The 20,848-nt window shown below is 70.8% G+C and carries 21 protein-coding genes, 1 tRNA gene and 1 other RNA gene; 6 read left to right on the forward strand and 17 right to left on the reverse strand.

The features are described 5' to 3' along the window. Positions 1–36: 36 nt before the first annotated feature. From DLJ59_RS25585 to DLJ59_RS25595, 3 genes are all read right to left on the reverse strand, one after another. Positions 37–1,989, reverse strand: coding sequence for a vWA domain-containing protein (locus DLJ59_RS25585; protein ID WP_124775283.1), 1,953 nt, complete (start codon positions 1,987–1,989; stop codon positions 37–39). Between the two features lie 2 nt (positions 1,990–1,991). Further along, on the reverse strand, positions 1,992–3,452 hold the full coding sequence (locus tag DLJ59_RS25590) for a magnesium chelatase ATPase subunit I (protein WP_124775285.1): 1,461 nt from the start codon (positions 3,450–3,452) through the stop codon (positions 1,992–1,994). A gap of 67 nt (positions 3,453–3,519) precedes the next feature. Continuing rightward, positions 3,520–4,017 (reverse strand): hemerythrin domain-containing protein, encoded by a 498-nt coding sequence (locus DLJ59_RS25595; protein WP_167493893.1) that lies wholly within the window; start codon positions 4,015–4,017, stop codon positions 3,520–3,522. 99 nt (positions 4,018–4,116) lie between these two features. Here DLJ59_RS25595 and mgrA point away from each other — a divergent pair, with 99 nt between their 5' ends. Beyond that, positions 4,117–5,112, forward strand: a complete 996-nt coding sequence (gene mgrA, locus DLJ59_RS25600; protein WP_124775289.1) for an L-glyceraldehyde 3-phosphate reductase — start codon at positions 4,117–4,119, stop codon at positions 5,110–5,112. Between the two features lie 28 nt (positions 5,113–5,140). On the opposite strand, the gene DLJ59_RS25605 is transcribed toward mgrA, so the two are convergent. Beyond that, positions 5,141–6,052: a lytic polysaccharide monooxygenase auxiliary activity family 9 protein gene (locus DLJ59_RS25605; RefSeq protein ID WP_124775291.1), complete on the reverse strand. Its 912-nt coding sequence runs from the start codon at positions 6,050–6,052 to the stop codon at positions 5,141–5,143. A 124-nt stretch (positions 6,053–6,176) separates the two neighbouring features. Here DLJ59_RS25605 and DLJ59_RS25610 point away from each other — a divergent pair, with 124 nt between their 5' ends. Next, on the forward strand, positions 6,177–6,299 hold the full coding sequence (locus DLJ59_RS25610; RefSeq protein ID WP_030490864.1) for a 50S ribosomal protein L36: 123 nt from the start codon (positions 6,177–6,179) through the stop codon (positions 6,297–6,299). Positions 6,300–6,499: 200 nt separating this feature from the next. Further along, positions 6,500–6,760, forward strand: coding sequence for a YciI family protein (locus DLJ59_RS25615; protein ID WP_124775293.1), 261 nt, complete (start codon positions 6,500–6,502; stop codon positions 6,758–6,760). Positions 6,761–6,878: 118 nt separating this feature from the next. On the opposite strand, the gene DLJ59_RS25620 is transcribed toward DLJ59_RS25615, so the two are convergent. Both DLJ59_RS25620 and DLJ59_RS25625 read right to left on the reverse strand, forming a co-directional pair. Further along, a tRNA-Ala gene (locus DLJ59_RS25620) sits at positions 6,879–6,951 on the reverse strand. An 88-nt stretch (positions 6,952–7,039) separates the two neighbouring features. After that, positions 7,040–7,630, reverse strand: a complete 591-nt coding sequence (locus tag DLJ59_RS25625; RefSeq protein ID WP_030490862.1) for a YqgE/AlgH family protein — start codon at positions 7,628–7,630, stop codon at positions 7,040–7,042. Between the two features lie 321 nt (positions 7,631–7,951). Here DLJ59_RS25625 and mdlC point away from each other — a divergent pair, with 321 nt between their 5' ends. Beyond that, positions 7,952–9,547 (forward strand): benzoylformate decarboxylase, encoded by a 1,596-nt coding sequence (gene mdlC / locus DLJ59_RS25630; RefSeq protein ID WP_124775295.1) that lies wholly within the window; start codon positions 7,952–7,954, stop codon positions 9,545–9,547. A gap of 11 nt (positions 9,548–9,558) precedes the next feature. On the opposite strand, the gene DLJ59_RS25635 is transcribed toward mdlC, so the two are convergent. The 10 genes from DLJ59_RS25635 to pruA form a co-directional block, all read right to left on the reverse strand. Continuing rightward, complete coding sequence (locus DLJ59_RS25635; protein WP_124775297.1) at positions 9,559–10,512, reverse strand: hypothetical protein; 954 nt, start codon at positions 10,510–10,512, stop codon at positions 9,559–9,561. Positions 10,513–10,557: 45 nt separating this feature from the next. Beyond that, positions 10,558–11,067 carry a hypothetical protein gene (locus DLJ59_RS25640; RefSeq protein WP_124775299.1) on the reverse strand — a complete coding sequence of 170 codons (510 nt, stop codon included), beginning with the start codon at positions 11,065–11,067 and terminating at the stop codon, positions 10,558–10,560. A 173-nt stretch (positions 11,068–11,240) separates the two neighbouring features. Then, positions 11,241–11,918 (reverse strand): hypothetical protein, encoded by a 678-nt coding sequence (locus DLJ59_RS25645; RefSeq protein ID WP_124775301.1) that lies wholly within the window; start codon positions 11,916–11,918, stop codon positions 11,241–11,243. 71 nt (positions 11,919–11,989) lie between these two features. Further along, positions 11,990–12,365, reverse strand: a transfer-messenger RNA (tmRNA) gene (gene ssrA / locus DLJ59_RS25650). Between the two features lie 104 nt (positions 12,366–12,469). Then, the gene (smpB, locus tag DLJ59_RS25655; protein ID WP_124775313.1) at positions 12,470–12,949 is read right to left on the reverse strand and encodes an SsrA-binding protein SmpB; all 480 of its coding nucleotides are present in this window, start codon (positions 12,947–12,949) and stop codon (positions 12,470–12,472) included. Positions 12,950–13,096: 147 nt separating this feature from the next. Then, positions 13,097–13,972 carry a permease-like cell division protein FtsX gene (gene ftsX, locus DLJ59_RS25660; protein WP_124775303.1) on the reverse strand — a complete coding sequence of 292 codons (876 nt, stop codon included), beginning with the start codon at positions 13,970–13,972 and terminating at the stop codon, positions 13,097–13,099. A 67-nt stretch (positions 13,973–14,039) separates the two neighbouring features. After that, positions 14,040–14,720 carry a cell division ATP-binding protein FtsE gene (ftsE, locus tag DLJ59_RS25665; protein ID WP_030331491.1) on the reverse strand — a complete coding sequence of 227 codons (681 nt, stop codon included), beginning with the start codon at positions 14,718–14,720 and terminating at the stop codon, positions 14,040–14,042. A gap of 118 nt (positions 14,721–14,838) precedes the next feature. After that, positions 14,839–15,960 (reverse strand): peptide chain release factor 2, encoded by a 1,122-nt coding sequence (prfB, locus tag DLJ59_RS25670; RefSeq protein ID WP_124775305.1) that lies wholly within the window; start codon positions 15,958–15,960, stop codon positions 14,839–14,841. Between the two features lie 121 nt (positions 15,961–16,081). Then, positions 16,082–16,597, reverse strand: a complete 516-nt coding sequence (locus tag DLJ59_RS25675; protein ID WP_091393967.1) for a PadR family transcriptional regulator — start codon at positions 16,595–16,597, stop codon at positions 16,082–16,084. A gap of 174 nt (positions 16,598–16,771) precedes the next feature. Beyond that, positions 16,772–18,400, reverse strand: coding sequence for an L-glutamate gamma-semialdehyde dehydrogenase (gene pruA / locus DLJ59_RS25680; RefSeq protein WP_124775307.1), 1,629 nt, complete (start codon positions 18,398–18,400; stop codon positions 16,772–16,774). Between the two features lie 292 nt (positions 18,401–18,692). Here pruA and DLJ59_RS25685 point away from each other — a divergent pair, with 292 nt between their 5' ends. Next, positions 18,693–19,817 carry a hypothetical protein gene (locus tag DLJ59_RS25685; protein ID WP_244236229.1) on the forward strand — a complete coding sequence of 375 codons (1,125 nt, stop codon included), beginning with the start codon at positions 18,693–18,695 and terminating at the stop codon, positions 19,815–19,817. 74 nt (positions 19,818–19,891) lie between these two features. On the opposite strand, the gene DLJ59_RS25690 is transcribed toward DLJ59_RS25685, so the two are convergent. Then, positions 19,892–20,401, reverse strand: a complete 510-nt coding sequence (locus DLJ59_RS25690; RefSeq protein ID WP_124775309.1) for a DUF6912 family protein — start codon at positions 20,399–20,401, stop codon at positions 19,892–19,894. A gap of 216 nt (positions 20,402–20,617) precedes the next feature. Between DLJ59_RS25690 and DLJ59_RS25695 the strand changes: the two genes are divergently transcribed. Next, positions 20,618–20,845 (forward strand): helix-turn-helix domain-containing protein, encoded by a 228-nt coding sequence (locus DLJ59_RS25695; protein WP_124775311.1) that lies wholly within the window; start codon positions 20,618–20,620, stop codon positions 20,843–20,845. Positions 20,846–20,848: the final 3 nt, after the last annotated feature.

Raw genomic sequence — 20,848 nt, forward strand, 5'->3', positions numbered from 1 at the left:
CTCTCCATCCCCCCAGTCAACCCGCCCCACCGCGAGTTAGCGGCGGGATTGGCGGGAGCGGAGGTAGTCGCTGACCACGTACTCGCCCAGGTCGTCGGTGTCCGGGGTGAACATGCGGCCCCGGCTGCGGCGGGCCACCGCGTCGACGAAGCGCCGCAGACCCGGGTCGTCGCCGAGCATGAACAGGTTGAGCGTGGCGCCGTAGCGGCTCAGCCGGTCCACCTCGCGGACCGTCGCCTCGATCGTCTCCGGCAGCGGCGGCCAGTGGAACAGCGCCTCCCCGTCGTCCGGGTCCAGGTGGGCCGTCGGCTCGCCGTCGGTGACCACCAGCACGACCGGCTCGGCGTCCGGATGCCGGCGCAGGTGCCGGCCCGCCAATCGCAGCGCGTGCTGAAGATTGGTGCCCTGTTCCAGGTCCGGCTCCACTGCCGCCAACTCCTGCTGGGTGAGCGTCATCGCCTCCCGGCCGAAGCCCACGATCTGCAGGGCGTCCTGCGGAAAGCGCGTCTCCATCAGGTGTGCCAGCGCCAGCGCCGTCTGCTTCATCGGCCCCCAACGGCCCTGGGAGATCATCGAGTACGACAGGTCGACACAGAGCACCACCGCGGCCGAGGCCCGTCGCTCGGTCTCCACCACCTCGAAGTCGTCCACCGCGAGCTGCACCGGAACCGTCGGACCGGCCCGACTGACCGCCCGGGTCAGCGTCCGAACCACGTCCAACGGTTGCTCATCGCCGTACTGCCAGGGTCTGGACGCGCCGCTGACCTCGCCCGCCGCACCGGCGGAGCGCAGGTCATGCTGGCCGCGCGGCCCGGCGGTCAGGTCGGCGAAGACCCGCCGCAGCGCCGTCCCACCGAGCCGACGTAGCGCCTTCGGGCTCAGCGTGAGCCCTTCCGCGTCCCGACTCACCCAGCCCTGGCGGCGCAGCTCCCGCTCCAGATCGCGCAGCCGACGGACGTCGTCGGCCGCGTCCCGGCCCAGCGTGCGGGCCACCTGGTCGACGTCCACGTCGTCGAGGGTCGCCCCCGGGTGTTCCTGGTCGAGCTGGTCCAGCAGGTCGTCGAGATCCCCAATCTCGCCCAGCGCGCCGGCCGCGTCGGCGTAGTCCAGCGGCTGGTCGCCGCGGACCCGCTCGCCCCGCCCCCAGCGCAGGTCGGGTCGCAGCGCCCGCAGGTTCGCGTCGAGCGCGGACATCTCCCCCGCGAGGCGGTCGCCGAGCGACTGCTGCATGAGGCCGGCCAGCTCGGCGCGCTGCCGCTCCGACAGTGAGTTCATCAGCCGCTCACCCGCCGCCGCCCGGCGGGCCAACGCGTCGATCAACTCGTCGACGGTCTCCGGCTTCTCCGGGAAGAAGTCCCCGTGCCGGCGCATGAACTCGGCGAACGCGTCGGTGGTGTCCTCCGCGCGACCGTGCCGGGCGAGCAGGTCGTTCAGATCACCCATCATCTCCGCGAGCCGCTGCTGGGCGGCCGGGTCGGCGGAGGCACGCACCGCGTCGCGCAGCCCGGCGAAGCGCTGACCGAGCACGTCGTCGCGGAGCTGGTCAAGGATCTGCTGGTACGAGCGGCGGGCGTCGTCGCTGGCCCACTGGTAGCCGGACAGCTCCTCCACCGCCCGCGCGGTCGAGCGGGGCAGATTGTCCAGCACCGCCTCGGCGAACCGCGCGGCGTCATCGTCGCGACCCCGCAGCTCGTCCCGTTCGGCGGCGAGGGCCTGGTCGAGCAGGGCCTGCGCCCTGGTCACCGCGCCGTCCAGGTCACCGCGGCGCAGCGCCTCCCGGCGCAGCCGCCGAGCCCGGGCGGCCAGGTCGTCCAGGCCACCCCGCCCCTGGGGGCCACGGCGCAGCAGGTCGCGCAGCGCCTCGCGCAGGCTGCCACCGGCCAGCACCTCCGTACCGACCGCGTCCACCGCCCCGCGCACGTCGTACGGGGGTGCGAGCGGGTCGGGCCCGCCGTTCCACTGCCCGTAACGGAACCGGTTACCGGCCACCGTCAGCCCCGACCGCCGTAGACGGTGCGCCCCGAGTCGGTGACGTCCTTGCCGAGCCGGCGGGTCAGGTGCAGCCCTTCCAACACGAACTCGACGGCGGCGGCAGCCTCCTCGGAGGTGGGCGCGTCACCCAGGTCGAGCCGGTCCAGGACCTTCGCCAACCCGGGTACGGTGCCGACCTGGCGCAACAGCTCGGTGGCGCTGACCAACTCGCCGGTCTCGATCGCGGCGCCGTCCTCGACCAGGGCGGTGAACCCGGACAGGTCCAGCCCGGCGAGGTGGGCCCGGAATGTCTCGGCGGTCGCGGTACGCAGCAGGTGCGCGAGGATCTCGGTCTCCCGGCCCTCCTCACCGCTCTCGAACTCGACCTTGCCGCGCAGCGTGCTGGTCACCGACACCGCGTCACCGACCCGGGCGACGGCGACCTCGGGGCGCCCGTCCGGGGTGGCAGAGGCGGCGAGGAGGCCGGCGCGGCGCAGCGCGGCACCGGCGACCGTCTCGGCGGCGGCGATGGCGAATCGGGCGGAGACACCGGAACGCGGGTCCACCGACGGCGACTCCCGGACGGCGCGGGCGAAGCGGGCCAGCACCTCCAGCACGTGCTCCGGCACCTCGGCGACCAGGTCGGCCTCCTGACGGATCAGCGCCAGCTCCAACTCCAGGTCGACCGGGTAGTGGGTGCGGATCTCCGCGCCGAACCGGTCCTTGAGCGGGGTGATGATCCGGCCCCGGTTGGTGTAGTCCTCCGGGTTGGCGCTGGCTACCAGGAGCAGATCCAGTGGCAGGCGCAGCTGATAGCCGCGAACCTGGATGTCCCGCTCCTCCAGCACGTTGAGCAGCGCCACCTGGATGCGCTCGGCCAGGTCGGGCAGTTCGTTGACGGCGAAGATGCCCCGGTTGGTGCGCGGCACCAGCCCGAAGTGGATGGTTTCCGGGTCGCCGAGGGTACGACCCTGGGCGATGCGGATCGGGTCGACGTCACCGATCAGGTCGCCGACGCTGGTGTCCGGGGTGGCCAACTTCTCGCCGTACCGCATCGAGCGGTGCAGCCAGCCGATCGGCAGCTCGTCGCCGGCCTCGGCGACCTGGGCGCGCGACGCCGGGGTGAGCGGGTGCATCGGGTGTTCGTTGAGCACCGAGCCGGGCAGAACTGGGGTCCACTCGTCGAGCAACGCGCCCAGCGAGCGGATCAGCCGGGTCTTGCCCTGGCCGCGCTCGCCGAGCAGCACCATGTCGTGCCCGGCGAGCAGCGCGCGCTCGACCTCGGGCAGCACCGTGTCGTCGTAGCCGACGATGCCGGGGAAACGGGTCTCGCCGGAGCGCATCCGGGCGAGGAGGTTGTCGCGGAGTTCCTGCTTGACGGTGCGGTACTGGTGACCGGCCGCCCGTAGCGCGCCGAGCGTGCCGGGCAGGTCGGCCGGTGGAACCGGGATTACCGGGGTAGGCGCAGTCACCCGACCCACGCTAGCTCACATTTCCCGGGGGCAACCCGGGGTCTGTGCGGGGCCGGACGGGAGCACCGGGGAGAGGTCAGCGGTGGTCGGCGACGTACTGCTGCGGGTCCTTGTCGCGGAACGGGAGGTTGCGGCCGTTCTTGTGCTCGCCGTAGAAGGTCAGCCAGCGTTGGCCCAGCTCGGCACGGAGTTCGGTGCTGGCGTGCCGGCGGAAGTCGGGCAGCGCCTCGTCCTCCTCCTCGGCGAGGTGCTCGCTGTTCTCCCGGCGGGCCGTGCCGACCGCCTCCCACCACTGATCCGAGCCGACCGGGTGCAGCTTCGCCTCGGCGATGGCGTCGCGGATCTTGTTGTGGTCGCCGATCGCGTCGGCGGTCTCGTCCTCGCCGTCGTCGCCGTGCTTGACCAGGTGCGGGTAGAGAATCGCCTCCTCCGCCTCGGCGTGGATGTCCAGGTGCAGGGCGAGCGCGTCCCAGATGGCGAGCATCTCCTGCTCGTCGCGGGCGTCGTCGAGGCGGGCGAAGCCACGCCGGAAGGTGGCGTGGTCGTCCAGGATCAGCGCGGTGATGTCGTCCACGGTGCTCACTTTCGGTTTGGGTTGCCGAACGGGTCGAAACTACCCCGATGTCCCGGTTCGCACGCCCGATCCCTGGCACCATGGTTCGGAGTTAGGCTCATGATCGTGACCTATCTCGCCGCGGATGACCGCTACGACACCATGACCTACCGACGCAGCGGACGCAGTGGCCTGCGGCTGCCCGCCGTCTCGCTCGGCCTGTGGCACAACTTCGGCCCGGACCGCCCGTTCGAACGGCAGCGCGACATCGTGCGTCGCGCCTTCGACCTGGGTGTCACCCACTTCGACCTGGCCAACAACTACGGCCCGCCGCCCGGTTCGGCGGAGGAGAACTTCGGTCGGATGCTCGCCACCGACCTGAAGCCGTACCGGGACGAGCTGGTCATCTCCAGCAAGGCCGGGTACCTGATGTGGCCCGGCCCGTACGGCGAGTGGGGCTCGCGCAAGAACCTGATCTCGTCGCTGGACCAGTCGCTGGGCCGGATGGGGCTGGACTACGTCGACATCTTCTACTCGCACCGGTTCGACCCGGACACCCCGCTTGAGGAGACGATGGGGGCGCTCGACGCGATCGTCCGCTCGGGCAAGGCGCTCTACGTCGGCATCTCGAACTACAACTCGGAGCGGACCGCGCGGGCCGCCGCGATCCTGCGCGATCTGGGTACGCCGCTGCTGATCAACCAGCCGTCGTACTCGATGCTCAACCGCTGGACCGAGTCCGACGGCCTGCTCGACACGCTGGAGCAGGTCGGTGCGGGCTGCATCGCGTACAGCCCGTTGGCGCAGGGTCTGCTGACCGACCGTTACCTGGGCGGCATCCCGGCCGACTCCCGGGTCCGCACCAGCGTCTTCCTCAACGAGAGCGATCTCAGTGACGAGAAGATGGCAACGATTCGTGCCCTCGGCGCGGTCGCCGAGCGGCGCGGCCAGTCGCTGGCGCAACTCGCGTTGGCCTGGGCGCTGCGTGACCCGCGGATGACCAGCCTGATCATCGGGGCGAGCAGCGTCGAGCAGTTGGAGACGAACATCGCCGCGCTGGACAACCTCGACTTCACGGCCGACGAGTTGGCCGAGATCGAGCAGCACCTCGGCTGACCACCGCCGGGCTTCGGGCGGGGTCGGGTCACCAGATCCGGCGCCGCCCGGCCCGGTGGTTGCGTACCTCGCACTGCCGTCCCACTGGCGCGTCGGCGCTGCGACGCCGCCGGCTCGCGCCGATCAGCAGCAGCAGGACCAGTACGACGGCGGCACCGGCCAGTACCGGCCACCGGCCGCCGAGGGCGGTCACCGACGCCACCGGCACGCCCGGGTCGGCCGCCGCCGCCACCGCCGATCCGCTGGCCGCCGGCTCACTCGCAGCGGTACGCGACGCGCTCTTCGTCGCGGCGGCCTTCGCCGGGGTGGCGGTGGCCTTGGCCCCCCGGAACACCACATCCGAGCAGGAGTAGTAGGTGTCCGGGGTGTTGGAGTTCTGCCAGATCGTGTAGATCAGGTGTCGGCCGCTGCGGCCCGCCGGCAGCCGGCCCGCCAACTGGTACGCCCCGGCCCGCACCGGCGGGTCGGTCAGCGTGAGAAACGGGCGCGACTCCAGATCCGCCCAGGTCAGCTTCTTGCGCGGGTCGTAGTCCGGCTTGGTGACGTAGAGCCGGAAGGTGCCCCGGTGCTCGATGGTGGTCCGGTACCGGAAGGTGAACTTCGCGCCCGTGGTCAGCTGGGTGCTCGGCCAGTCGGTGCGGGGCAGGTCCAATCCCCGGTACGCGGACAGCCCGCCGTTGCACAGCTCGCCGTCCGGGATCCGTTCCCGGTCTCGCCCGTTGATCGCCGCGACGCGTACGTTGTCCCATTCGCGCACGGCCGCGCCGGCCTCGATCGCCGCCCGGCAGGCGCTGGTGGCCGCGTACCGGCCCTCGGGGCCGCAGGCCGCTGCCCGGCTCACCGGGTCGGTCGGGGCGCCGTGGGCGGCGGCGGGCGTGGCACCCAGGGGCACGGTCGCGGCTGCGACCAGCACCGTGGCGAGGATCCGGCGTACGGGCATGAGGATGACCTCCGCCCACTGGTACGGCTGCCGGGCGGCAAAGGTTCGACGCTCAGCGCGCGGGAATCCCCAGGGTGGGCGTGGCGTTTCGATACTCGGAACCGCTTGCACCGAGGAGGCAGAGATGAAGGTACGTAGCTCGTTGCGTGCACTGAAGCAGAAGCCGGGTTCGGTGGTGGTCCGCCGTCGCGGCCGGGTGGTCGTGGTGAACCGCGCCAACCCGCAGTGGAAGAGCCGCCAGGGCTGATCCAGCCCGAACGGGACAAACAGTCGCCAACGCCCTGACCGGGTCATCCGGTCGGGGCGTTTTCGCGTCGGCTGTCGTTTTCGCGTGGGCTGTCGTGGTCGGCCCCCGGACCACCCTTTACGGACGTTCGCGGCAGGACGGTGGTGGCGTGCGCGATCGACTAGGGTGTTTCGAGAGATCGCCTCGCTGAGGAGGAACCGGTGTTCATCTTGGAGCTGTCCTTCGGCGACGAACCCGACCGGCTCGCCGCCCGGCCCGCGCACCGGGAGCGCCTCCAGGCCCTGCACCGGGAAGGCAAAGTGGTGATGGCCGGGCCGTTCCCCGACGACTCCGGCGCGCTCCTGATCTTCGACGTTGCCGATGCCGAGGCGTTCGCCACGATCGTCGACGAGGACCCCTATTACCGCACCCCCGGGGTGACGATCGCCAGCCAGCGGGAATGGTCACCGATCATTCGCTAGCACCTGCACAGGATCCCGGTCCGATACGTCGGTCGCCTCGGACGCAGCAAACGACGGGCACCGTCAGCAACAGAAAACGCCCCGGCCGGATGATCCCGGCCAGGGCGTTTCTCAAGGGTGGAGCCGAGGGGACTCGAACCCCTGACCCCCACACTGCCAGTGTGGTGCGCTACCAGCTGCGCCACGGCCCCTTGCTGTTGTCCCGGTCGCCCGGGCACTGGGAAACTATACACAGACCGGCTCGCATGGTCATCTCGCGGGGTCCCCCGCCGATCCGGGTCAGTTGAGCGCCACGTCCGGCGGGAAGTGCGCGACGGCGGCCATCATCCCGCCCTGCCGGCGCAGCACCATCGGCCACAGGTCGTCGGGCCGGTCGACGAAGGCGTCCCCGGGCAGCCCGTCCAGCACGAACCAGGACCCGTCGGCGATCTCCTGCTCCAACTGGCCGCTGCCCCAGCCGGAGTAGCCGGCGAAGACCCGGATGCCACCGATGCTCTCCCGCAGCCGCTCCGGGTCGACTGAGAGGTCGATAGTGCCGACCGCCCCGGAAACCTGGTGGAAGCCCTTCAGCCGGCGCATCGGGTGGCGCATCCGGGCGAGGCAGATGGCCGAGTCGGGCTGCACCGGACCGCCCTCGAAGAGCACGGCCGGGTGGCGGGCCAGGTCGCTCCAGTCACCGAGCACCTCGGCCACCGGCACCTCGGTGGCCCGGTTCAGCACCACGCCGAGCGCGCCGCCCGGCTCGTGGGCGACCAGCAGCACCACCGTACGGTCGAAGTTCGGGTCCTTGAGCGCCGGAGTCGCGACCAGCAGCCGCCCGGTCATCGACTCCATCGCTCGTCCGCCGATCGCCTGGCCCTCTCCCTGCATGTCACACACCCGTCAACCGTGAGCCCGCGCCGGTGGCCGGTCATCGACCGGATCCGCCCGGCGCATCGGGTTCAGCCGCGCTGTCAACGCCATGCCTGGCACCATAGCCTGCGTCCTGGGTGCTGGCTAAGGTCTGACCGGCGGGTGATCGGACAGTTAAGACCAGGGACGGATCCACCGACGGCAGGCCTCCTGATGATCGACGGATCCGGAGCACCGACCGCCGAGAAAAGCCCGAAAGGTCCGTCACATCCCGATAGATTCGGCTGATCGGGAGGGCGACCGCGGTTGCTCCTGCCCGCGACACGGAGGCGGGTGGCGATGGCAACTGTCCGGGACACGACGTACGACGTGCTCCGCACCCTCGGTCTGACCACTGTCTTCGGCAACCCCGGCTCCACCGAGGAGCCGTTCCTCCAGGACTTCCCCGCCGACTTCCACTACGTCCACGCGCTGCACGAGGCGACGGCCGTCGCGATGGCCGACGGCTACGCCCAGGCCAGCGGAGTGCCCGCCCACGTCAACCTGCACACCGCCCCGGGCACCGGCAACGGCATGGGCAACCTGGTCACCGCCTGGCACAACAAAACCCCGCTGATCGTCACCGCCGGCCAACAGACGCGGGAGATGCTCCTCCTCGAACCCCGGCTGGCCAACCGCCGACCCACCGAGCTCCCGCAGCCGTACGTGAAGTGGGCCTACGAGCCGGCTCGGGCTCAGGACATCCCTGCGGCGATGGTGCGGGCGTACGCGACAGCGGTGCAGCCACCGGCCGGGCCGGTCTTCCTCTCCCTACCGATGGACGACTGGGCCCAGCCGGCCGACGCGCCGCCCGCGTCGCGAACGGTGGCCACCCGGTTCGCACCGGACCCCGAGCGGTTGGCGGAGTTCGTTCAGGTGTTGGCCGGCAGCCGCAACCCGGCGCTCGTGTACGGGCCGGGGGTGGACCGCTCGGCGAGCTGGGCGACAGCTGTCGCGCTGGCGGAGCGGCTCGCCGCGCCGGTCTGGTCGGCCCCGGCCACCGAGCGGGCCGTGTTCCCCGAAGACCACCCGCACTTCCGCGGCGTGCTGCCGTACGCGATCGGTCCGCTCGCCGAGGCGCTGCGCGGGCACGACACGGTGCTGGTCGTCGGGGCCCCGGTGTTCCGCTACTACCCGTACGTGCCGGGCGGGCACCTGCCCGACGGCGCCCGACTGCTGCACGTCACCGACGACCCGGACGAGGCGGCGCGGGCCCCGGTCGGTGACAGTCTGCTCAGCGACCCGGGGCTGGCCCTGGCCGCGCTCGTCGAACAGGTGCCGCCGAGCGACCGGCCGCCACCCAGGCGACGGGACGCACCGCCACCGCCCGAGGTCGGCACCCCGCTGAGCGCCGACGCCCTGTTCGCCGCGTTGGCCGCACACTGGCCGACCGACGGCGTACTGATCCAGGAGTCACCGTCCAATCTGTCCGCGCTGCGTCGTCAGTTGCGGATCACCCGCCCGGCGTCGTACTTCACGATGGCCAGCGGCGGCCTCGGCTACGGTCTGCCGGCGGCGATCGGCGTCGCCCTTGCCGAGCGGGACACCGGGCGCGGTCGCCCGGTGGTGGCGGTGGTCGGCGACGGCTCGTTCCACTACTCGGTGCAGGCGCTGTGGACGGCCGCGCGCCTGGCACTGCCGGTGGTGGTCGTCGTGCCGGTCAACCAGCAGTACGCGATCCTCAAGGCGTTCGCCGATCTGAAGCACACCCCCGGGGTGCCCGGCCTGGACCTGCCGGGGTTGGACATCATCGCGATCGCGGCCGGCTACGGCTGTGCCACCGAGGTGGTGGAGACCCCCGATCAGCTCGGCGCGGCGCTCGCCGCGGGGCTGCGCGCCGACCGTCCCACGGTGTTGGCGGTGCCGATCAGCACCGACGTGCCCAGCATCCTCTGAACCGGTCCCCGTCAGCGGGGTCCGATCGACAACGGGGCACCGGTGAAGACGTCCAGCACCGGTCGGGCGCCCAGCGGCGCCGCCAGGGTGACGGTGACCGGCTCCAGCTTCAGCAGGGCGATGCATTCGCCGGTGGCCCGGGTGACGCCGCCGCCGACCACCACGACGTCCGGCCGTTCCCACACCAACGGCGTGATTCCGGTGTCGCACGCGCCGACGCCGAGTCGCACGGTCAACCGGGTGTCGTCGACGGAGGCCAGGTTCTGGGCCGCCACCAACCCGTCCGGCAGCGGCGGGGCCGGCGCGGTGGGCTCGGGAACGGGGGTGACCGCCGTGGGCGCGACGGCGAGCCGGACCACCGGGGCGGCCAACTCCTTGACGGTGAACAGCCAGGCCGGGACCTGCGCCACACCGCGGCTCGTGCGGACCGGCACGGTGTCGAACGTGACAGCGGTGACGGTGAGCGGGAGACAGGCGGTCTGCGTGCTGCTGGTGACCCACCCGTCGGGCCCTGGCTCGACGGTGGGGCCGCCGGGGGTGGGCAGTCCGGGCCGCTTCGGCCGTCCCGGGCAGGGCAGCGGGTCACCCTGGTCGAGCTGCCGGTACGCCTCGGCGGCGCTGACCAACGGCAGCGTCAGCCGTCCGTCCGGGAATCGGATCTCGCCGCCGACCCGGGTGGGCGGTATCGCGACGTCCGCCCGGTACCAGCCGGACCGGAAGGCGGCCTCGGTGTCCGGGGTGAAGCCCGGGTCACCGCTGAGCAGGGTCGGCCCCTCCAACGGCACGTACCCCGTGCGCCACTCCGGGCCGGGCCGCCATGCCTCGGCAACCGCAGCGGCCCGCTGGTCGAACGCCTCGGCGTCGCGGGTCAGGCTGGGTGGGGCGTCGGCCGGACCGGCGTCGGTCGCGGCACACCCCGCCGTGAGGAGCAACGGGAGTACGAGCAGCAGGCTCAAACGACGCATGTGCGGTTCGACGCGCCCGCCGACCGGCCGGTTCCCGGCTCAGGCTCAGGTCTCGCCACCCAGATCCGTCTGGTACGCCTCCCAGAGCAGGTGAGTGCCGCGCCCCCGGTGCCGGGCCAACCTCCGCAGCAGGTGCCCAACCCGATACCGCAGCTCGTCGGGGTGCGTCTCGGGCCGTTCGGCGATCTGCTGGACCGCCAGGATCGCGGCGACGATCGTCGCGTGCTCCCGGGTCAACAGCCGTACGCCGTGGTCCAGTCGCGGTGACTGGGTGAGCAACTCCCGGTAGAGGCCGCTGGGGCCTTCGGTGACCCGGACGTGCTCGACGAAGCCCTGGCACACCGGACGCAGCCGAAGGAGAACGTCTTCGCGCCAGCCCGGCTCGGTGCTGGTGACCGCGACGGCCCGGCCGAGGGCGTGCACGTCACCGGCGAGGCCGGCGGGGCGCGGCTCACCGGGTAGGCCGAGGGGAGGTGGATCGGCGGGGAGCCCGGCCGGAGGCGCGACGCGCTGTCGGGCGACGAGTGACGGCTGCTGGATCGGACCGGTGACCATGGCACCTCCCGCGCGGCGCTGCTGCTACCCCATACCGCGATGGTGAGCCTGCTCGGCCCGCCCTGTCCAGGGCCCCGCACCGCCTCATCTGCCCCGTTGGCCCCAGCGAACCCACCAGCCGCACTGGTGCGGCCCCTGGGCGCCGTACAGAACCCGCGGGACGTACACCCGGCTCAGTCGCTCGACGGGCGCTCCGCCAGGCGGCGCAGGTGGTCGGCCACGGCGTGCGCGTCGGTGTCGCGACCGTCGCCCGGTCGACCGTTCGTGATCGCCTCGGCCAACGCCCGCAGCTCTGCCGGCGGCAGGCTGGGCAGCCCCATTCCGCGCAGGGGGATGGTGACCCCCCGCGTACTCCCCCTGTTGGTGGCGAGGATGGCCCGCACCCGCGGTCCGCCGCCCGGACCGTCGTCGTCCGCCTCGCGATACGGCACCGGGCCGGACTCGATCCGGGCGGTGGCGAGGTCGACAGTGCGGGTGCGCAGCGCACCCCGTACCCGCGCCCGACTGTTGTCCAGCCAGGCGGCCGTGCGGAGCACCCGCAACACGAGGTAGAGGCCGAGCAGCACGAAGGGCAGACCGCACAGGCCGATGAAGGGGCTGGGACCGGCCTGGTTGGGGTCGGCGGAGTCCCGTAGCGCCGGCGGCAGGAGCCCCGGGGGCAGGTCGCGAGCCTCCTCATAGGAGGCGAACGCGTCACCCGGGCCGGTCAGCCGGCGCAGCAGCCCGTCGGCGACGAGGGGCAGCGCCACGAACGCCGCGCCGACCGCCGCGAGGAGGACGCCGGCCACCACCGCCACGACGCGCTGACCGGGCGACGCGCCGACCGACAGGCGCAGCTCCTGGTTGGTCACGGGAGGCAGCGTAAGACCCGCTCGACACAACAAAGCGCCCCGGCTGGTGGGCCGGGGCGCTTCGTTCGAGGTGGTGGAGGTGCCGGGAATCGAACCCGGGTCCTTCGCCGGTTTGTCAGGGCTTCTCCGAGCGCAGCTCGCTGTGCCTCTACTCGGCCCCACCGCTCACGCGAGCAAGTTGGTGTGACGGGCCCAGTCGCTGATTAATCTCGCCGCACGGACCCCGCGACCGGGTCCGATTGGCCAGCCTCCTAGCTGATGCCGGCTACTGGGACGAAGGCGTTCCCAGGCCGACAGACTTAGCTACTCGCCTCAGGCGGCGAGAGCGAAGTCAGCGCGATTGTTCTTGGCGCTTATAAGTTTCCGACGACCGATTCTCGAGACGACGTCGGCTTCCTCGGCTCGCTTCCCCTGTCGCTGCGTACGAAGTCGAAACCAGTCACCCCCTCGACAGGCCGCCGATGTGGCGGCACTGACAAGACTAACGCCTGGCGCAACAGCTTTCATCCCGAGCCCCGGGCCGACGTGCCGACCCGGACAAACAGGATGAACTAGTCGTCCATTCCCTTGCCTCGACGACCCGACACCCGGGCGATCTCCCGGTCCGCGTCGCGCTTGGCGAGGTCCTGACGCTTGTCGTACGACTTCTTGCCCTTGGCCAGGGCGATCTCGACCTTGGCCCAGCCGTCCGAGAAGTAGACCTGCAACGGGACGATGGTCAAACCGCCCTCCCGGGTCTTGCCGACGAGCTTGTCGATCTCGCCCCGGTTGAGCAGCAGCTTGCGGGTACGCCGGGGCTCATGGTTGGTCCAGGTGCCCTGCGTGTACTCCGGAATGTGCATCGCGTGCAGATACAACTCGCCGTCACGTTCCTGCGCGAACGCGTCGACCAGCGACGCCCGCCCAGCCCGCAGCGACTTGACCTCGGTGCCGGTCAGCGCCATGCCCGCCTCGTACGTGTCGAGGATCGCGTAGTCGTGGCGCGCCTTCTTGTTGGAGGCGACCACCTTGCGCCCCTTTTCCCGTGGCATCGGTGCCACCCCCTCTCCTTCGTCAACAGCCGGTTCACCCCGGCCGGACAACCGATCATGCTACCCGAATAAGAAGGACCCTCCCGCGCCGTTTATTTCCGGCTGCGGGAGGGTCCTCGAAAGACGACGGGACGACCCGTACGGTGCCTAGACCCGCAGGTAGAAACGCAGCGTGATCCAGGCGGTGCCCGCGCTGACCAGACCACCGACGCCAGCCATCAACGGGAAGATGAACAGGATGTCGCCCCAGCTGATCGGCGAGAGCAGACCCTGCAACGCGCTCAACGACCCGTCGAAGAGCAGATACTTCGCCGCGACCAGGGCCACCAGACCGAGCAGCGAACCGATCAGGCCGGCCACCACGGCCTCCAGCACGAACGGCGCCTGGATGAACCAGTTGGACGCGCCGACCAGCTTCATGACCGCCACCTCGCGCCGCTTGCTGTACGCGGCCACCTGAATGGTGTTCGCGACCAGCAGCAGGGCGGCGATCGCCATCACGATGGCGGCAGCCAGGGCGATGTTCTGGATCGAGGTGAGGATGTTGAAGATCTTGTCGAGCAGTCGACTCTGGTCGATGATCTCCTCGACGCCCGCCGTGTCCTTGTACTGGTCGTAGACGTCCTTGTACTGCTCCGGGTTGTTCAGCTTGAGTCGGAACGCCTCGGGCAGTTGGTCAGGCTTGACCGCGTTCACCAGGTCCGGCGCGTCCTGGTACATCTCCTTGAAGCGCTTGTACGCCTCGTCCTTGTTGACGTAGAGGACGTCCTTGACCAGGGGGTCGCTGTCGAGCTTGGTCTGCAGGTCGGTGCGCTCCTGCTCGGTCACCTCCTGGGTCAAGAAGATCGAGACTTCGATGTTCTTGTAGTAGAGGTCCTTCATGTCGTCGACCTGGCGGTACATGAGACCGCTGGCGCCGAGCATGGTCAGCGAGACCGCCATCGTGATGATCATCGCGATGGACATGGTCACGTTGCGCCACAGTCCGACCAGTACCTCGGACAGGACGTATTTCACGCGCATCGGGATTTCCTCCGGGTCTCCGGCATGAGGTGTTCGTCGTCAGGCTGCGCAGGGGTGGAGCGCCGGCTCACCCGTAAACGCCGCGGGCCTGGTCACGCACGATGCGACCGCTCTCAATCTCAACGACGCGGCGGCGCATCTGGTTCACGATGTTGGAGTCGTGGGTGACCATCACGACGGTCGTGCCGGTGCGATTGATCCGGTCCAGCAGACGCATGATCTCGATCGAGGTGTCCGGGTCCAGGTTTCCGGTGGGCTCGTCCGCCAGCAGGATCAGCGGACGGTTCACGAACGCCCGGGCGACGGCGACCCGCTGCTGCTCACCACCGGAGAGCTCGTGCGGGTAGCGGTGCTCCTTGCCACCGAGCCCGACCAGCTCCAGCACCTCCGGCACGACCCGGCGGGCAACCGCCTTCGTCTTGCCGATCACCTCGAGGGCGAACGCCACATTCTCGTAGGCGGTGCGGTTCGGCAGCAGCCGGAAGTCCTGGAAGACACAGCCGATCGAACGCCGGAAGTGGGGTCGCTTCCAGGAGCGCATCGACGTGACGTCCTTGCCGTTGACGACGACGCGGCCCTTGTTGGGGGCCACCTCGTGCAGCAGCATCTTGATGATCGTGGACTTGCCGGAGCCGGATGGACCGATGAAGAAGACGAACTCGCCCTTCTCGATCGAGACGGACACGTTGTCGAGCGAAGGCCGGGACGCCTTCGGGTACGTCTTCGTCACTTGCTCAAGCTGAATCACGGGTGGTGAGTCTACGCGGTGTAACAACTGAGCCAAGCCCCACGCCCCGCCGATCCGGCACGAGTCGTCGAATCAGGCTCCTACCTGGAGATCGATGACGCGCTCCGCCCGCGCGCCGTCACGCACCGTCGCCAGCGAGCTGCCGCTGCTTGCGCCAGCGGATGCCCGCCTCGATGAAACCGTCCAATTCGCCATCGAAGACCGCGCTCGGATTGCCGGTCTCCTGCTCGGTACGGAGATCCTTCACCATCTGATACGGGTGCAGGACGTAGGAGCGCATCTGATCGCCCCACGAGCCCGCCGCGTTCTCCTTGAGCCCTTCGAGCTTGGCCTGCTCCTCCTGGCGCTTGCGCTCCAGCAGCCGTGCCTGCAACACCCGCAGCGCGGAGGCCTTGTTCTGCAGCTGGGACTTCTCGTTCTGGCAGGTCACCACGATGCCGGTCGGGATGTGCGTCAGCCGCACCGCCGAGTCGGTGGTGTTGACGCTCTGCCCACCAGGGCCGGAGGAGCGGTAGACGTCGACGCGTACCTCGTTCTCCGGGATGTCGATGTGGTCGGTCTGCTCGGTGACCGGAAGGACCTCGACGCCAGCGAAGCTGGTCTGCCGACGCCCCTGGTTGTCGAACGGGCTGATCCGCACCAACCGGTGCGTGCCCGACTCGACACTGAGCGTGCCGTACGCGTACGGCACCTTGACCGCGAAGGTGGCCGACTTTAGGCCCGCCTCCTCGGCGTACGAGGTCTCGTAGACCTCGGTCGGGTAGCCGTGCCGCTCCGCCCAGCGCAGGTACATCCGCAGCAGCATCTCGGCGAAGTCCGCGGCGTCCACGCCACCGGCACCGGCCCGGATGGCGACCAGCGCCTCCCGGGAGTCGTACTCGCCGGAGAGCAGGGTGCGGACCTCCATCTCCTGGATGGCCTTGGTCAGCCCGGTGATCTCCGACTCGACCTCGGTCAACACGCCCGGGTCGGCTTCGGCCTCGGCCAGCTCCAGCAGCACCTGGGCATCGTCGAGGCCGGAACGCAGGCTGCCCAGCTTGCTGATCTCGCCGTTGACGTACGACAGCTGCGAGGTCACCTGCTGAGCCTTGGCCTGGTCGTCCCACAGGTCGGGGGCAGAGGCCTCCTGCTCAAGGCGGGCCTTGTCCTCGTGGAGCCGGTCGAGGTTGAGGACGGCCTCGATGTTTCGCAGGGTCGCGTCGAGTTCCTTGAGCTGTTCGGCGTAATCGGCAGCGGTCACGACAGACAAGCGTACTGCGCGTGCGACGAGTGAGCTTGCGAGCCCCGCGGACCCGCGCCAAATCGGCCCCCCGACCTCGGGCGCGAAGCAACTCGTTGCCTGTGCGCGAACCCGCTGATCGTCACCCGACGGGGGCGGACTTCAGCCACGACAGGGCAGCCCGGTGGTACGCGACGGCGAACTCCAGCGCGCTCGCGTCGTACGTCTCGCCGTCCCGTTTGGCGTTCTTCACCTGCTCCCGGACCTGGGCGAGGGCCTCGGTGTGGTATTCGTTGGCCGAGGCGTACAGGCCCTTGAGCTGGCTGGCGGAGTGCAGGTTGCCGAAGGCCATCCGGAGCGCGATCGGGTTGCGGATCGTGTCCCGCCCCGGGTTCTCCGCGAGCCAGCGGGAAAACGTCCGTTTTCCGCTGGCGGTGAGTGCGTACGGCTGGCTCATCCGCGGACCCGGCTTGCCGAGCCGCACAAACCCCCGCTCGGCCAGCACCGGCAACTCGCGGTACACCTGACTGCGGGTCATCGACCAGTACGGCGCCAGACGGCGCTCAGCGGCGGCCATCAACTGACCGCCTGTCATCGGGCCCTCGTGGAGGAGGCCGAGCAGGGCCGCCGCCGTAGGGTTGACTCCAGAATCCGCCATGCCCACTACGCTGCCACTTTGCGAACCCGGCGTCCAGGATTTGCCGGTTTGCCACCCAACAGGACTTCCTAAGTGCACTGTCGGCGACAGACTGTCCGTTGAGGACTATCGATGGGTTGCGACTCCGGGCGACCGCCGGCGGCGCCACGCGCGCCGCCGGCAGGTCGTCGCGGGTCAGCCCATGTGGGGGTACGTGTGGTCGGTCGGCGGCACGAAGGTCTCCTTGATCGTCCGCGGGGAGACCCAGCGGACCAGGTTGAGCCAGGAGCCGGCCTTGTCGTTGGTGCCACTGGCGCGCGCGCCACCGAAGGGCTGCTGCCCGACCACCGCGCCGGTCGGCTTGTCGTTGATGTAGAAGTTGCCCGCCGCGTACCGCATCCGCTCGCCGACCGACTCGACGACCCGACGGTCGGTGGCGAACACCGAGCCGGTCAGCGCGTACGGAGCGATCGACTCCGCCTGCGCGACCACCTCGTCGAAACGGGCGTCGTCGAACACGTGCACGCCCAGGATCGGCCCGAAGTACTCGGTGGTGAAGGTCTCGTGGGCGGCGTCGCCGCACTCGAAGAGCGTCGGCCGCACGAAGTAGCCGACCGAGTCGTCGGCGGTGCCACCGGCCAACACCCGGCAACTGTCGTCCCCGGCGATCAACTCCAGCGCGGCGGTGTGCCGGGCGAACGCCTTGTCGTCGATCACGGCACCGCCGAAGTTGCTGAAGTCGGCCACGTCACCGTAGGTCAGCGACTCGGCGGTGGCGGCGAGCCGGTCACGCAGCCCACCCTCCCAGATCGAACGCGGCACGTAGGCCCGCGAGGCCGCCGAGCACTTCTGGCCCTGGTACTCGTACGCGCCGCGGATCAGCGCGGTGTGCAGAGCGTCCACGTCGGCGCTGCTGTGCGCGACGACGAAGTCCTTGCCGCCGGTCTCGCCGACCAGGCGCGGGTAACCCCGGTAACGGGCGATGTTGTCGCCCACGGTCCGCCACAACTGCTGGAAGACCTTCGTCGAGCCGGTGAAGTGGATGCCGGCCAGATCCGGGTCGGCGAGTACGACGTCGGAGACCTCCTCGCCCCGGCCGGTGACCATGTTGATCACGCCGGGCGGCAGGCCGGCGGCCTCGAACAGCCGCATGGTGAAGTGCGCGGCGAACTGCTGGGTTGGGCCCGGCTTCCACACGACCGTGTTACCCAGCAGGGCCGGCGCGGACGGCAGGTTGCCGGCGATGGCGGTGAAGTTGAACGGGGTGACCGCGTAGACGAAGCCCTCCAGCGGGCGGTGGTCGAAGCGGTTCCAGACGCCGGGCGAGGACGCCGGCTGCTCTTCCAGCAGGCGGCGGGCGAAGTGCACGTTGAACCGCAGGAAGTCGATGAACTCGCACGCCGCGTCGATCTCCGCCTGGATCGCGGTCTTCGACTGGCCGAGCATCGTCGCGGCGTTGAGAGTGTCGCGCCACGGGCCGGCGAGCAGCTCGGCGGCGCGCAGGAAGATCGCGGCGCGCTCCTCGAAGGGCAGCGCCCGCCACATCGGCGCGGCATCCTTGGCCGCCTTGACGGCGGCGCGAGCGTCATCGTGGGTGGCGTGCGCGGTCACCCCCAGCACGTGGGCGTGCTTGTGCGGCTGCACCACGTTGATCGGGTCACCGGCGGCCATCCGCTGCTCACCGCCGATGGTCATCGGCAGGTCGATGCGCTCGGCGGCGAGCTCGGTCAGCCGCCGCTGGAGCCGGTCCCGGTCGGGGCTGCCCGGCTCGTAGTTGCGAACCGGCTCGTTGCGCGGCTCGGGAACGGAGAACACGGCATCCATCAAGGCTCCTGGCGATCTCGACAGCAGTGGCGAAACCGGACCCGCAGGCACCGACCGGACGGTCGGACACCGGACGCCGCACGGGAGGCCGAGCAGCGGCGGGACCTCCCGTGATTCTCCCACGACGGGCCGCGCCACCCACCTCGGCCACCGCCCTGCGCCAAGGACCGCTCCACCCCTCCTCCCCTTACCGACCGGTCTCGATCCGTCCCCGCTGTCCAGCGCCGACAGGCAGCCCAGCGGGCCCGCGTACCCTGAATGGTCGGTGACCTGCCGCCTCGAAGGGGAGACGATGACCAAGCTGCCCGGCCGCCCCCCGGCCGCTGAGTCGGACGAGCCGGCGGTCGACGCGGACAGCGCCGGCAGTCGGCCACTGCCCGCGCCCGGCGCCACCGTGCTCGCGCTGCTGGCGCTCGGATGGCTGGCCGCCATGCTCTGGTCCACCCGGGAGGCCATCACCTCGGCGGCGGCCGGAGTCACCGCGATCAGCCTCTCCGCGTTCGCCCTGCCCGGCGTGATCTCGGCCGCGCTGGTGGCCGGGGCCGCCGTCGCGCTTGCCGCTGGCAACCTGCTGGCCCGCCGGTACGGCGACTGGGCCACCCTGCGCTTCGCCGGGGCGATCGGCGGCGGAACGCTGGTCGGGCTCGCTGCCGCAGTGGCCATCAACCTCACCTACTTCGACACGTCCACCACCAACGTGATCGCCGGCACCACGGCCGCCGCGGCGATCATCGGCGGCGCGCTGGCCGCTGCGCGGACCGCCCCGGCGATCGGCGCGGTCGTCACCGCCGCGCTGGGCACCCTGATCTTCGTAGTCGCGTTCAGCCGCGCCCGGGACCCGCTGTTCGACCTCTTCGGCGGCGACGACAGCCAAGAATCGTTGGTCAACGCGGCCAAGTGGGTGTCCCGCACCGAATCGCTCGTCGCCGGGCTGCTGGCCGGGCTCCTGGCCTTCGGCTACCTGACCTGGGCGCGGCGTCGAGCCGTCCGCCGCGATCCCGAGGCCCCGGCGCTGCGCTGGCCGGCATACCTTCTCGCCGGCGCCGGGCCCGGGCTCCTCCTCCTGCTCGCCGAGGTGATCATCCGGGTCGGCGGCCGGTCGCTGCTCGACCTCGCCAGCGCGCTCAGTGAGGCGGACGCGGTGGCGCAGACCTCGCTGGGCACCTCCCGGGTGGACAACGGCATCTGGGTGCTCTTCGTGGGGGCGCTGACCGCGCTCATCGCGTTCGGCCGCACGCTCAGCCCCGCCCACAGCGACGACGAACCAGCCGACAGCCCGAGCCCCGTCGCGGACCAGGTCGATCCGGAGGACGACAAGCCCGGCTACGCCAAGGCGTTCGACACCGACCCGGCCGAGACATCCGACGACGCTCAGACGTTCAACGCCGATCCGGCGAAGGCAGACCCGGCTCGCTGACGCCGGACCTGGACCGGTTGTCCGACTCCGGGCCAGGCCGTTGTCCGGCTCCGGGCCGGGGCCGGGTGTCCGGCTCAGTCGGCGGCGCGTAGCAGCTGGTCCAGCTCCGTCACGTCGTACCACTCCAGCTCGTGGTCCTCGGCGCCGTCAACAGTGAACTGGGCGTCGGGATCACCAGCCGCCGCCTCGGCCACCACGTCGGCTGCCGCGCCGATTTCCTCGACCGCGTCCGCGCCATCCACGTGGATGGCCGCCACCGCGCCCACCGGCACGGCACCGGTCAACGCCACCGTGCTGGAGCCCAGCTCACCGTCGCCGCGCCCGATCGCACCGGACGGCAGGTCAACGGAGACGACGACGCGACGGCGGGGAGCGGTCGGGTCGGCCCGCAGCAGGTGCAGGGCGTCCTGGGCAGCCCGGGTGAACGCGACGTACTCCAGCTCTTCCTCGTCGCCCTCGGCGTACCACTCGCGAAGCGCCGGGGTCACCGCGTGCGCCTGCTCGGCGGCCAGCCCCTCCTCACGCAGCCGGGCCAGCATCGGTACGGTCGCCGGCACGTACACCCGGACAAGTTCGTCGGTCACCGGTCGTCTCCCCGCGTCGTCCTCCACCGGCGTCCGCCGGCACGGGCGCAGATCATGCCGCACGCCGTGACCGTCATACACCCCGCCTCCGGCCGGAGGAAGCTCCCCGCCGGTGTGTCCCGCACCGTCGACCCGCCGCCGACCCGGGCCGGTGCTGGGCGGCCGGAGCTGTCGGTGGCAAACTGAGCCAAACGACATCAACCCCGGGAGTTACCTGTGGAGCCAAGGTTCCTGCTGCTCTCCGACGTGGCTGCCGAGCTCAACGTGTCGGATTCGCAGGTCTACCACATGGTGCGCAGCGGCGAACTGCCGGCGATCAAGATCGGCGGGCGTGGCCAGTGGCGGGTCGAGCGCACTCGCCTGGAGGAGTACATAGCCCGCAAATATGACGAAACCGCAGACTGGGTGCAGAGCAACCCGCTGATCGACCGCGACCCCGAGTAGCCC

Source organism: Micromonospora inaquosa (genome assembly GCF_003857055.1).
Taxonomy (GTDB): domain Bacteria; phylum Actinomycetota; class Actinomycetes; order Mycobacteriales; family Micromonosporaceae; genus Micromonospora; species Micromonospora inaquosa.